Annotated in this window: 13 protein-coding genes and 1 pseudogene; 10 read left to right on the top strand and 4 right to left on the bottom strand. The window is 65.9% G+C overall.

The window, feature by feature from the left end; genetic code table 11:
• On the bottom strand, positions 1–653 hold a 653-nt coding region (locus A5652_RS22405), incomplete at its 3' end, for an SDR family NAD(P)-dependent oxidoreductase (protein ID WP_067356943.1).
• 215 nt (positions 654–868) lie between these two features.
• On the opposite strand from A5652_RS22405, the pseudogene A5652_RS22400 reads away from it, so the two are divergent.
• The 6 genes and pseudogenes from A5652_RS22400 (at position 869) to A5652_RS22375 (ending at position 8325) form a co-directional block, all read left to right on the top strand.
• Positions 869–2491 (top strand): annotated as a pseudogene (locus A5652_RS22400) (SMP-30/gluconolactonase/LRE family protein).
• A complete protein-coding gene (locus A5652_RS22395) occupies positions 2488–3240 on the top strand; it encodes a GntR family transcriptional regulator (protein WP_067356940.1) in 753 nt (250 codons plus the stop codon). Before A5652_RS22400 ends, A5652_RS22395 begins: the two are co-directional and overlap by 4 nt.
• Positions 3224–4864 carry an AMP-binding protein gene (locus A5652_RS22390; RefSeq protein ID WP_156745485.1) on the top strand — a complete coding sequence of 547 codons (1641 nt, stop codon included), beginning with the start codon at positions 3224–3226 and terminating at the stop codon, positions 4862–4864. The genes A5652_RS22395 and A5652_RS22390 overlap by 17 nt, the downstream gene beginning before the upstream one ends.
• Positions 4865–4866: 2 nt before the next feature.
• Positions 4867–5649, top strand: a complete 783-nt coding sequence (locus tag A5652_RS22385) for an SDR family NAD(P)-dependent oxidoreductase (protein ID WP_082984019.1) — start codon at positions 4867–4869, stop codon at positions 5647–5649.
• Positions 5646–7118, top strand: coding sequence for an AMP-binding protein (locus A5652_RS22380; protein ID WP_197514061.1), 1473 nt, complete (start codon positions 5646–5648; stop codon positions 7116–7118). The genes A5652_RS22385 and A5652_RS22380 overlap by 4 nt, the downstream gene beginning before the upstream one ends.
• 46 nt (positions 7119–7164) lie before the next feature.
• On the top strand, positions 7165–8325 hold the full coding sequence (locus A5652_RS22375; RefSeq protein ID WP_255361859.1) for an NDMA-dependent alcohol dehydrogenase: 1161 nt from the start codon (positions 7165–7167) through the stop codon (positions 8323–8325).
• A gap of 38 nt (positions 8326–8363) precedes the next feature.
• Here the strand turns inward: A5652_RS22375 and A5652_RS22370 are convergent, their stop codons facing one another.
• Complete coding sequence (locus A5652_RS22370) at positions 8364–8825, bottom strand: SRPBCC family protein (protein ID WP_067356934.1); 462 nt, start codon at positions 8823–8825, stop codon at positions 8364–8366.
• Positions 8826–8890: 65 nt separating this feature from the next.
• Here A5652_RS22370 and A5652_RS22365 point away from each other — a divergent pair, with 65 nt between their 5' ends.
• The 3 genes from A5652_RS22365 (at position 8891) to A5652_RS22355 (ending at position 10871) form a co-directional block, all read left to right on the top strand.
• Positions 8891–9262 carry a nuclear transport factor 2 family protein gene (locus A5652_RS22365; protein ID WP_067356931.1) on the top strand — a complete coding sequence of 124 codons (372 nt, stop codon included), beginning with the start codon at positions 8891–8893 and terminating at the stop codon, positions 9260–9262.
• Between the two features lie 364 nt (positions 9263–9626).
• Positions 9627–10433, top strand: coding sequence for a MerR family transcriptional regulator (locus A5652_RS22360; RefSeq protein ID WP_232001318.1), 807 nt, complete (start codon positions 9627–9629; stop codon positions 10431–10433).
• Positions 10434–10646: 213 nt separating this feature from the next.
• Positions 10647–10871, top strand: a complete 225-nt coding sequence (locus A5652_RS22355; protein ID WP_067356925.1) for a hypothetical protein — start codon at positions 10647–10649, stop codon at positions 10869–10871.
• Between the two features lie 109 nt (positions 10872–10980).
• Here the strand turns inward: A5652_RS22355 and A5652_RS22350 are convergent, their stop codons facing one another.
• Positions 10981–11718 (bottom strand): DUF899 domain-containing protein, encoded by a 738-nt coding sequence (locus A5652_RS22350; protein WP_067356922.1) that lies wholly within the window; start codon positions 11716–11718, stop codon positions 10981–10983.
• Positions 11719–11744: 26 nt separating this feature from the next.
• Positions 11745–12515: an SDR family oxidoreductase gene (locus A5652_RS22345; RefSeq protein ID WP_067356918.1), complete on the bottom strand. Its 771-nt coding sequence runs from the start codon at positions 12513–12515 to the stop codon at positions 11745–11747.
• 160 nt (positions 12516–12675) lie between these two features.
• Here A5652_RS22345 and A5652_RS28755 point away from each other — a divergent pair.
• The coding region (locus tag A5652_RS28755) for a sigma factor (protein ID WP_304441782.1) at positions 12676–12903 on the top strand (228 nt) is incomplete at its 3' end.

Genomic DNA, 12903 nt, shown 5'->3' with positions numbered 1-12903 from the left:
ACGCGCTCGGGATCCTCGTCGACATAGGTGCGCGACGCCACCGTCTCGGTGACGCCTGGCGCCACGGCGTTGACCCGAATTCCGGCCTGCGCCAACTCGAGTGCCATCGTGCGGGTCATCGCGGTGATCGCGGCCTTGGCCGTTCCGTAGGCGATGTGAAACGGCGCGGTGTTCATGCCGCTGATCGAGGAGATCGACACGATCGACCCTTGCAGTTGCCGCCTGACGAGTTCACTTGCGACGGCCTGGCTCATGAAGAATGCGGTTTCGAGGTTGTCGGCGAAGATCTTGCGCCAGTCGGCGCGCGTCACTCGCGTGGACGGCATCCACGTCGACGGCTCGGCGCCGCCGGCGACGTTGACCAGCCCGTACAAGTCGCCGTCGGCTTGGCGCGCGTGGTCGATCACCGTGGCGATGCCCTCATCGGTCGACGCGTCGGCCGCGACGGGCACCATGGCAAGTCCCTGCTGTGCCAGCGGAGCGATGTGTTCGTCGAGGTTCTCCTTGGACCTGCTCACAGCGATCACGGTCGCCCCGGCCCGGGCGGTCATGGCCGCGACGGTCGTGCCGATGCCGCCCCCGCCGGCGCCGGAAACCACAACGACGCGGCCTGCGAGACCTAGAAGATTCACGTGATCCTCGTGATCGGCCATGACCTGCTTTCCCCTGGCACGCGTCAGCGCTCGTAGCGGGATCGGTAACCCAGTTTGTCCGGACAAAATATTGGGTTCTGTCTGTCGGAGAATACTATTCCGATCGGTGGACTTGGCTGTCAAGGGCGGTTTGCCGCCAGTTGGCAGCTATTGTCTGGACTAAGAGGAGTTGATAGCGTCCAGCCCAAACGGCTGACGGAAGGACCTCGGCGAGCATGTCCATCTCAAGGGCCATCCCAACGCTGCCCTCGCGGTATGCGCTGCCACACCCCGTCGACGTCGCCGAGGACTGGGAGCTCGAACGTGTCACCGCGCCCAGTCGGCTGTTCGGCGCCAACGGTCTGCGCACCGGCCCGGACGGGCGCATCTACATCGCCCAGGTGACCGGCAGTCAAATCAGCGCGCTCGATCACCGCACCGGGGAACTCGTGACCGCGTGCCCCAAGGGCGGCGACATCGTGGCGCCCGATGATGTCGCGTTCGACGCCGGCGGCAACCTGTACGCGACCGAGGTGATGGACGGCCGGGTCAGCGTGCGCGACACCGGCGGCCGGACGCGAGTGCTGCGCGACGACGTGCCGTCAGCCAACGGCATCACCTTTCACCAGGGCCGGTTGTTCATCGGCGAATGCCGGGAGGGCGGGCGGCTGCTGGAATTCGACCTGGCCGGCGGACCACCGCGGGTGCTCTTGGAGAACGTGCCCTCGCCGAACGCGATGGAGGTCGGCCCGGACGGCCTGTTGTATTTCCCGGTGATGGGCGCGAACGAGATTTGGCGCATCCATCCCGATGGCGGTGAGCCGCAATGTGTCGCAACCGGTCTCGGCGTGCCCGACTCGGTCAAGTTCGACCCGCAGGGCTACATCGTCTCGACGCAGGTGGCCAGTGGACAGGTGCTGCGCATCGATCCCCGCAGCGGCGAACAACGCCTGCTCGCCCAACTGAATCCGGGCCTGGACAACTGCACCTTCGTCGACGACCGCTTGTTCGTCTCGAACTTCACCGGCGAGATCACCGAGATATCCCCGGACGGCACAACGCGATCCGTGTTGCCAGGTGGACTCAACTGGCCGATGGACCTGGCGATGGGCCACGACGGGCAGCTCTACATCGCCGACGGCACCTACTTCTACGTCGCCCAGTCCGATGGATCCCTGCGCACCGCGGGAATGTTGTTCAGCCCCGGGTATCCCGGCTTCCTGCGCGGCCTCGCGGCGAGCGGACCCGGCGAGTTCGTCGTCACCACATCCGGCGGCCAGCTCGCCCGTTACCGTCCGGAGTCGAGCGAAACCGAGGTGCTGGCAGACGGTTTCGACCAGCTCTTTCGCCAGCACCTGGACACCACCCGGTTTTAGCGACAGCACCCGTCCGGTGCCCAGCTCGGCGAACACCACACCCGCGCTGCCCAGGGCGACGCCGTAGAGCTGGTCGAGCCGGTCGGTGTTGCGATCGACGCGGACGGCGCGTGTTTGGTGGCCGAGGCCGGAGCCGGGCGGGTGTTGCGGGTGGGCGGGTCGGGTATTGACACCGTGATCGCCGATCTGCAACGCCCGCAGGGCATCCTGGTCCGGGCCGGTGTGCTGTACGTCGTCGACGCCGGCGCCAAGGAGTTGATCGCGTTCGATCTGACGACCAAAGCACGGCGGACGATCGCGTCCGGGCTGCCGGTCGGCCCCCCGCCGGGCGTCACGCCCAAGCCGCTGCGCGGCATGCCACCGTTCTCCGGCCCGCAGGGCCCTTTCGCCGGCATCACCGCGGCGGCCGACGGGACCCTCTATCTCTCGGCCGACGGCGACGGCAGCGTGCTGGCGTTGCACCCGATACCGGACGGACCATGACGCCGCAGGCCATCGCGGGAGACCACCGCTATCTCCAGATCGCGCGCACCCTCCGCAAGGAGATCGTCGACGGGGTTTACCCGGTGGGTTCGCAGCTGCCCACCGAGCACCAACTGTGTGAGCGCTTCGCGGTCAGCCGCTACACCATCCGCGAGGCGTTGCGCCGGCTGCGCGAGGACAACCTGGTGGCTTCCCGGCCACGGGCTGGCACCCGGGTGGTTCCCCGACCGGCGTCGAGCTCCTATGCGCAGGACGCGATGTCGATCGACGACCTGCTGGCGTTCGCGGCCGGCGCGCAGCTGACCATCGAATCCAACGCGATGGTGACGATCGACGACGACCTCGCCGCTCGGACCGGCCTGGAAGTCGGCACCCAGTGGCTGTCGGTTCGCGGCTACCGGCAGGCCGACGGTGCGTCGGTTCCGCTGTGCCGAACCGAGTACTACATCAGCCGGAGTTTCGCTGCGGTGGGCAGGCTGCTGCAGCGCCACGCCGGCCCGATATTTCCTTTGATCGAGGACCTTTTCGGTGTGAGCGTCGCCCAGTTGCACCAAGAGATCGCCGCCGTCCTGCTCCCCCCGGAGTTGGCGGACGGCCTTGGTGCCGAAGCGGGCACGGCCGCGCTGCAGATGCGGCGCACCTACACGACCTCCGATGGTGAGGTGGCCCAGGTGACCATCAACACCCACCTGTCGTCGAGGTTCCGGTACGCGATGACGATGCGTCGCGTGGATGGTCAGGCCGGCTAAGGTGATCGCCCGGGCCGATACGGCGCATGCGGCGGAGGCATACCGACGCGGGTTGTGGGTGCACACGACGCTGGCCGATGCAGTGGGCACGGCGGCATTCGAAACGCCCCACCGAACAGTAGTGGTAGACAACGACATTCGCTTGGACTACGCCGCGCTACACCACCAGGCCCATACGCTGGCCGGCGCCCTGCTGGCACGGATGCCGACGGGCAGCACCGTGTCGTTCATGTTGCCGAACTGGTACGAGAGCGCCGTCATTTACCTGGCAGCGACGCTGGCCGGGATGGTGGTGAACCCGATCCTGCCGTCGCTGCGCGAGCACGATCTGCGGTACATCCTCGAAGATGCCGACTCCGCAGTGATTTTCGTTCCGCGGCAATACGGTGGCCATGACTACGCTGCGATGCTCGAACGCGTGACGATTGCGATGAGCCGCGCGCCGGAGGTGGTGGTGCTGCGCGGTGACGCCGGGACGCACACACCGTATGCGGCCCTGCTGCAGCAGCCACCGCACGGCGCGACGCTTCCGGTGCTGGATCCCGACGCCGTGCGAATGATCCTCTATACCTCCGGCACCACGAGCCGACCGAAAGGCGTCCTGCACACACATAATTCGATGCACGCGCTGATCTGTCAGATCCGCGACCACTGGATGATCACCCCGGGTGACACGTTCCTGGTGCCGTCACCGGTCGCCCATATCGGCGGCTCGATATATGCATTCGAGTGCCCACTGTTGCTGGGCACGACCGCGGTGCTGATGGACCGCTGGGATGCAGGTCAGGCGGTGACGCTCATGGATTCGTTGCGGTGCACCCACATGGCTGGCGCCACACCGTTTCTGCAACAGCTGTTGTCGGCCGCGCGGCGCGCCGGCACCCGCCTGCCCGACCTGAAGCTATTCATCTGCGGTGGTGCGTCGGTGTCGCCGTCGTTGATCCGCAGCGCCGCGGACTACTTCGATCGTGCGGTGGTCACCCGCGTGTACGGCTGCACGGAAGTGCCGGTCGCGACTGTCGGCGCACCCCGGCCGGACGAGGCCAGTCACGCGGCGGACACCGACGGCAGGCCGGGGATCGCCGAAATCAGGCTGGCCGCGCACGAAGCCGCACCGCGGGGTGACGGAGAGATCTGTGTGCGCGGTCCGCAGATGCTCCGGGGATACCGTCATACGGAAGACGATGCCGAATCCTTCGATGCCGAAGGATTTTTCCGCACCGGCGACGTCGGGCGTTGGGTCGATGGGGAATACCTCGTCGTGACCGGGCGGGTGAAGGATGTGATCATTCGCAGCGGCGAGAACATCTCGGCCAAGGAGGTCGAGGACCTGCTCGCCGAGCACCCCGGCATCGCCGAAATCGCGGTGATCGGGCTGCCCGACGCGCGCACCGGAGAGTCTGCCTGTGCGGTGATCGTTCCCGCGGGTACGGAGAGCCCGGATGTCGCGAGCCTGCTCGCGCTGCTGGTGAGCAAGGGCGTCGCCAAATTCAAGGCGCCGGAACGGGTGGTGATCTGGGATGCCCTGCCGAAGAACGACGCGGGCAAGATACTCAAGCATCAGATCCGGGCGTCGCTGATACGCGGCGATCGCGAGCGCGGCGAGTCGCCGCGCGGAGACTAAGGATGGGTGGGATGCAGGTCGCAATCGTCACGGGGGCAAGCAGTGGCATCGGCTTGGGGTGCGCCACGAAACTCGCCGAGGCGGGGATGGCGGTCGTCGGCATCGGCCGGGACGAGGGACGGCTGGCCGAACTGGCGGGGGCCGTCGGTGATCCGGAGCGCGTCGCGACACTTGCCGTCGACCTCACGCACGATGACGCACCGCGCCGCATTGTGGACCTCGCGGTCGGCCGGTGGGGCCACATCGACTTCCTGATCAACAATGCCGGAGTGGGCAGCCCCAAGCCGCTGCACGAAACCGACGACGAAACCCTGGACTACTTCCTGGGTTTGATGCTGCGGGCGCCGTTTCGGCTCGCACGCGACGTGCTGCCGCACATGGCCCCCGGCTCGGCGATCATCAATGTGACGTCGACTTTCGCGGTCGTCGGCGGCCTGCGCGGCGGCGCCTACTCCGCCGCCAAGGGCGGCCTGACAGCGCTGACCACTCACATCGCCTGCCAGTACGGTGCGTCCGGAATCCGCTGCAACGCCGTCGCGCCCGGGGTGACGGTGACGCCGATGGTCGAAAAGCGTTTGGAGGATGAGCGCTTCCGCAAGATCAACACCGAGATGACGCCGCATCAGCGCTTGGGCCGCATCGACGACATCGCCAGCACCGTCGCCTTCCTGTGCTCGCCGGGCGGGAGTTTCATCAACGGCCAAACCATTGTCGTCGACGGCGGCTGGAGCTCGACGAAGTATCTTTCCGAGTCGGCGTTGGCGGCGCAGTGGATCGAGCGATGAATCTGTTTGCGCTGCTCGATCAGGCCGCGAGCCGGTTTCCCGATCGCGGTGCGGTGTATCACGGGGATCGCCTCGTGTGCACGTGGGTTGGGTTGCGCGACCGCGCCTTACGTCTGGCCGCCTCGATCCGGCAGCAGCACGGCGCGGGTGCCCGGATCGCCGTCGCGACCCACAACCGTCCCGAGATCATCGAGTTGATGTTCGGGACCTGGGCCGCCGGGTGCGTCGTCGTCCCGATCAACTACAAGCTGCATCCGCGCGAGATGGTGCAGATCCTCGATGACGCGGGCGCCGCGCGGGTGTTCGTCTCGTCGGATATCGGCACCGAGCTAGCACCCGTCACGGCGACGCCGACGGAAACCATTGATTGCGAGGACTATTCGCGGCGATACGACACCGCACCGGCGCAAGCGCCGCGCACCGATCCGGCGGCGCTGGCGTGGCTGTTCTACACCAGTGGGACCACCGGCCGATCCAAGGGCGCGATGCTGTCGCACCGCAACCTCATGGCGATGACGGTCGCGCACCTCGCGGACATCGACGCTCCTGATGAGGACTGCAGCCTGGTGCATGCCGCGCCCATGTCGCACGGCTCCGGGCTCTACGTCTTGCCGTACGTGCTGCGCGCCGCCCGCCAGGTCGTGCCCGAGTCGGGCGCGTTCGAGCCCGACGAGTTCCTGGATCTCTGCGAACATCACCCGGCCGCCAGCGCGTTCCTGGCGCCGACGATGGTGCAGCGGCTGGTGGATACGGGCCGCGGTCGGCCGGCCAATCTGAGGGCGATCGTCTATGGCGGCGGGCCCATGTATGTGGAAAGCCTGCGCAAGGCGATCGCGGCCTTCGGCCCGGTCTTCGCCCAGATCTATGGGCAGGGCGAGTCACCTATGACCATCACCGGCCTTCGCCGCGCCGATCACGAATCGGATGACGACGCGATTCTGGGTTCGGTCGGTTATGCGCGGTCGGGGATGGAGGTCGCGGTGTTGGGCCCGGATGGCCACCCGGCGCCGCTGGGTGAAATCGGCGAAATCGTCTGCCGCGGAGACGCGGTCATGTCCGGATATTGGCGGAATCCCGATGCCACCCGCGCGACGCTCAAAGACGGCTGGCTCTACACCGGCGACATGGGCTCGTTCGACGCGCGCGGCTTTCTCACGCTGCGGGATCGGTCGAAGGATGTCGTCATCAGCGGCGGGAGCAACATCTACCCCCGCGAGGTGGAGGAGGCTCTGCTCGAGCACCCCGATGTCGCCGAGGCATGCGTGGTGGGCACCCCGGACGCCCAGTGGGGTGAGGTGGTGGTCGCGTTCATCGTGGGCGCGGTCGAGCCCGCGGCGCTGGACGCACACCTGTTGCGGCGCATCGCCCGCTTCAAACGCCCCAAGCGCTACGAATTCGTCGGCGAGCTACCGAAAAACAGCTACGGCAAGGTGCTCAAACGGGAGTTGCGGGCCAGATTGGCGCGGTGAACCCGGCGGCGGCGCCGCGAATGCCACAAGAAAACAGGAGGTTGTAATGAAGTGTCGTGCCGCTGTGCTGGAAGGGGTCGGCAGGAACTGGGAGATCCGCGAGGTTGAGCTCGATCCGCCCCGCGACGGTGAAGTCCTGGTACGGATGGCTGTTGCCGGCATCTGCCACTCCGACGACCACCTTGTCACCGGCGACGTGTTGCCGACTGCCGAGGTGCGCGCCTCAACCGGTATCCCTGAGCCGGACTGGTTCCCGATGCTCGGTGGTCACGAGGGTGCCGGTGTCGTCGAGCAAGTCGGGCCGGGCGTGACGACGGTACGGCCGGGTGACCACGTGGCGATGTCGTTCATTCCCGCGTGCGGCAATTGCCGGTTCTGTGTGAACGGGCAGAGTTACATCTGCGACGCCGGAGCAAGTCTGTTCTCGAGGGAAATGCCCACCGACGGAACCTGTCGCCGGCATCTCGGCCAAGAAAACCTCATGGCTTACGGTCAACTCGGCACGTTCGCTGAATATGCGGTGCTCACCGAAAGGTCCGTCATCAAGATCGATGACGCGATCCCATTCCATGCGGCGTCGCTGGTGTCGTGCGGCGTCAGCACAGGATGGGGCTCTGCAACGGTTTCCGCCGGCACCGCGCCCGGTGACACGGTCGTCGTCATCGGCACTGGCGGCGTCGGAATGAATGCCCTGCAGGGGGCGCGTGCTGCCGGCGCGAAATATGTCGTCGCTGTGGATCCCATAGAATACAAACGAGATTCGGCCAAGATCTTCGGTGCCACGCACAGCGCTGTTTCCGCCGAGGAGGCCATACCGCTGGTGGCCGACATCACCGCCGGCGTCATGGCTGACCGCGTCATCGCCACCCCCGGAGTTCTGCACGTGGAGCTGATCCCGTTGGCCATGAGACTGCTTCGCAAGGGCGGGATATGCGTGGTCACCGGCATCACTCCCTACACCGAGCCCGTGGTTCCGCTGATCCTGCAGGAGATGGTGCTGTCGGCCAAACAACTGCGGGGAGCACTGTACGGCGGGATGAATCCGCGCACCAGCGTGCCGTTGCTGCTGTCGATGTACCAGGCTGGAGCGGTGAAACTCGACGAGTTGGTGACCCGCCACTACCAGCTCGACCAGATCAACGAGGCGTTCGTCGATCTGCGCGAGGGCCGCAATATTCGCGGAGTGATCGATTTCGCGGACAGGTGATCACGGACGCAGGCAGCGATCCACCACCGTGCAATGGGTTAGGCCGATTCGAAGTGCCGGCGGATGCCGGCCAGCATTTCGACGTGCGCCTTGACCGCCTCGCGGATGGTCACTCCGGCCAGTAGCCGCGGAGCGGCTATCCGGATGTGCTCGCTGACCCGGGTGCCGCCGTCGGCCGAATCGAAACTCACCGTGCCACGCAGCCGCACCCCGGGTGACTGGTCGGCCTCGGTCAGCACATCGCCGTTGACGAGTACTCGTAGCCGGGCCTGATACGTAGTCCGTAGCGTTAACGCCCCCAATGGGATTCGGTCCACTACTCGATAGCTTTGCTGGTAGCCGTCCTGAGTTTCGTTGCGGGACAACGTTTCCACGGACACGATAAGCGGGTGCACCAGCTTGATGTTGTCCAGGTCCACGTAGAAGGCGCGGACGGCGTCGGGCGGCGCGGGCACGTGCTCGCTCAGTGTCCGGTCGGCGTGCGCGGTCCACCAGCTCATGAAAGGAACCTAGCCTTCTGATGACGCCGCGCTTACCGTGGACCCCACGAGCGAGCGGAGACGACATGGGGACCCAAGACGACGTGGTCGAGCGCTACCTGGAATGCCTGGCCGCGCACGACTGGGACGGACTGGCCGACACCATCACCGAGGACGGCCTGACCCGGGAGGGGCCGTTCTGCGACGTCATAGAGGGCAAGGCACACTACGTCGCCTACCTGCGCAAGGTGTGTACCAATCTCCAAGGGCATCGGTTGGAGGTGCGGCGGGTCTCGCACGTTGACGCCCGGGTGTCGTACGCCGAGCTGTCCGAGACATTCGAGATCGACGGCGTTGCGACCACGTGGCCTGAGTGCATCCTGTTCGAGCAGGGCGACGATGGACTGATCTCTCGGGTCAGTGTGTTTTTCAAGCAACGGCAAGCCGCCACCGCGTAATGGGCTATTCCCGACTTGGCTCGAATTGGTGTGTGCGTCAGCGGGGGGTCTTGATCAGGATCGCGGATGTTGGGGGCTGCCGCGATGCCCGCCCGGTTGATTATCAAGAGCCGATAGCGGTGGCGAAGCAACCGAAATTCGGTATTTCCCAACCATTTTCAACTTCGATGCGATGCCGCTGACTAAGCCAGTTGCTTGTTGGTGGTGGTTGGGTTGGTAGGGTTGTACCAGATATTTCACAGTGCGATGGGTTGACGATCCGGGTTCTGGGCTCGGCTTGCTAGGGCCGGAGACTCAGGCGGTTTCTGGTGAGTTGGTTGAAACACTTGCTCCTCACGTCGCGTCAGGTCTTAGCGTGACGGTTGTGTCCGAAACGCGACAGCAGAATGCCCGGCCTGCGGTGTGGAAGGTGGGCGCCCTGGCCGAGCTCACCGGGCTGACGGTGCGAGCTTTGCATCATTACGATCACATCGGCCTGCTGCGGCCCTCTTTCCGTTCGAGCTCGGGTCACCGCCTCTACACCGGGCAGGATGTGGCTCGGCTGTACCGGATCTGCTTGCTGCGGCGGCTGGGGTTTGGGCTCACTCGCATCGGCGAGGTTGTCGATGATCCCCAGTGGCAGTTGCGCAATGCCGTGCAGTGCCACCTTGATGACACCCGTCGACGCGTCGCGGTGGCGGCGAGCCTGCAAGCGCGCTTGTCGAGGATGGTGGCTTCGCTTGCCGCGTTTGACGATCCGTCCACCGAGGAGCTTTTCGCCACCATTGAGGAGATGACAATGCTGGATTCGACGGTGCGCAGTACCACCGCGTTGCTCGTGTATGACGATCTGGCTGCCGCCCACGAGTACCTGGTCAGGGTGTTCGGGCTGACCGCCGGGGCAATGCAACAAGACGATCATGGCCGGTGTGTCCATGGTGAAGTGCGCGCCGGTGATCATGTGATCTGGCTTCACCCGTCTGCCGAGGACTACCAATCGCCGCGCACGTTGGGCGCGGCAACGGGCATGACGGTCATCAACGTCGACGATGTCGATGCCCACTATCGGCGCTGCTGCGCCGCTGGCGCTGACGTGATCGAAGAGCCCACCGATCAGGGCTACGGCGTGCGTGAATGGGGAGCCCGTGACCTCGAGGGCCAGTTGTGGTTCTTCCACGCACCACTCTCCTGATTAGGCATCGCCGGTGACAGTCACCACCGCAAACACCCGCACATTGGCCGCAGCCCAACGCTATTCAGTGATGCGGCGGGTTAACGCAGCGACCTGCGGCCTTGGGGAAATCGATGGCGGCCAGCCGGGCGCTACCCCATGACGCGCCCAGCCAGGTCGCTCCGACGTAGCGGTCTATTCCCTCATTTGCGCAATTGACCTAACGTGTCATGCATGGAGGCAGATGAAACTCCGGAGTCGGTGTCGGTCGAGAGCTTGCACTCGGGCGACCCGATCACCGATTGTGGTCAGCGGTACATAGTTCTCGAATCGAAATCCTTCAGCGATAGCTGCGTGGTGCTCGAGCTGGAGTCCAGGGTGAATCACCAATTGCAGGTCATCGAGAAATCGTTCCCTGCCGGGTATCAGGTGGGCAGGGCGAACCACCGAATTTTATAGCCTGAATCTCTGAGCGGGATATTGCGCGAGTAGCCGGTTGACGGCTACCGCGCATTCGTGTTTTTTGGGCCGACTAGAGCGGCCGAAAATGCCGAATCCGCCCCGCAATTCAGTCTGCGCGCGGTGGCCGGATGTCGTTGGGATCGTCGGGGTCGGGCTCGCCGAACCAGCGGGACGGCTCGTGCTCGCCGTATGCGTCGTGCCAGTCCCACCATTCGTAGGGAGCGGTCTGCGGATAACCCTCCGGCGAATCCTCCCAGTTCTCTTGGCGCCCGAGTGCGGTCATATCGAGGAAGCTCCAGGTCGTTCCCAGCGCCTCGTCGCCGCGGTTGTTGATGAAGTAGGTGCGGAACACGCGGTCGCCGTCGTGGATGAAGGCGTTGGTGCCGTGCCATTCGTCGACGCCGAAGTCGGTGTCAAAGCCGTCGGTGATCGTGTACCACGGCATTTTCCAGTCCATGCGCTCCTTCAGACGTTGGATGTCGGCCTGCGGTGCGCGCGAAACGTACACCAGCGTGGTGTCGCGGGCGTTCAGGTGGGCCAGGTTGCCGACATGATCGGCCATCATCGAGCAGCCCCGGCAGCCGTGGTCGGGCCAGCCGTCTATGTCGGGTCCGTAAAAGGCGCGGTAGACCACCAGCTGGCGCCTGCCCTGAAACAGACCCCGCAGGCTGACCTTTCCCCCGGGTCCCTCGAACTCGTACTCGGCGTCCACGGGCGTCCATGGCATCCTGCGCCGCATGGCCGCGAGCGCGTCGTGGGCCCGGGTGAGTTCTTTCTCCTTGATCAGCAGTCGCTGATGCGCGGTCGCCCACTCTCGGGCCGACACGATCGGCGGTGTGTTCATGTTGCTTACCTTTCGGGTGTGGGCGGTCAGGACAGCGGCGCGAGGCCGGTTGAGGTGAGTAGGTACGCGCCGCCTTCGGCCGCGCCGCCGGTTGCGATCTCCAGCACCGACTTGCCCACCTGTTCGGCGGTGAGCGCGGGTCCGGCGGCCCGCACGAATGTGTCGACGTCGACGCCTTGCCGTTCGGCGTAGGCGGCGACGGCGACCGCACCGAGGCCGGTGGCCGGCGTCAACCGCGGCAGCAAGGCGGTGAAGCCGACGCCCAGCCCGCCGCGTTGCGCTTCCATGGCGGCATAGCTGGTGATGAACCTGACGGTTGCCTTCGCACCCGCGTAGCCGCCGGACAGCGGCGATCCGTTCAGCGCGGCGCCGCTCGACATCACGATCACCGAGCTGCCCGGCGGTAGCGGGCGTAGCAGCGCCTGGCGAATCCAGTGAAATGCCTGCGCCACGTCGGCGTTCCAGTTCTCACTGAAGGTCTCCCAGGTCTGATCCTGCAGCGGCATCATGCGCGGCGTGGCCCCGGCGCACAGCACCAGTGTGCGCGGCCGGTACTGGTCGACGAGCCGACGGGCCGTCTCAGGATCGGCGGCGTCGGCCACCTCCGCGGTGAACGCGTCGCCGAGCTGGGTGCGCACCCCTTCGAGTTGCGATCGGGTACGCGCAACGCCGACGACCTGTGCGCCCGCCGCCGCCAGCGCGCAGGCGATGGCACGGCCGAACCCGCGGCCGGCTCCGGTGACGATCGCGGTGGTGCCTACGAGCCCATCGGGGAGGGCGGTGCGGGGCTGGTTCATGGTCGTTCTCACTCTCTGGGGTGGTCTGCGGCCGTGGCCGCGTCTTCCCTAATGCAGATACGGCGCGGCATCGCGATTCATCGCGCCCGGACCGATGAATTTCGGCGGCGCGACGTCTCTAAGGGAGTAGGTTTCGCCTCGCAGCCGAGAGGAGACGGTCGTGCCGGCGCAGGAGGATTTCGTCGAGCAGGCGGCGCCTTTTCGGGCCGAGCTGATCGCGCATTGCTATCGCATGCTGGGCTCGGTGCACGACGCAGAGGATCTGGTCCAGGAGACATATCTGCGGGGCTGGCGCGGTTCTCCAGCGCACGGAGGCAGGCGGTCGTCGCGATGCGATACAGCCACGTCTTCAACGCCGCGCGTTCCTCGAAGGCCTCATAACCGCGCC

Source organism: Mycobacterium sp. 1165178.9 (genome assembly GCF_001673555.1).
Lineage (GTDB): Bacteria > Actinomycetota > Actinomycetes > Mycobacteriales > Mycobacteriaceae > Mycobacterium.
The sequence above is the reverse complement of the archived record's forward strand: the minus strand, read 5'-3'. Positions and strand labels throughout refer to the sequence as shown.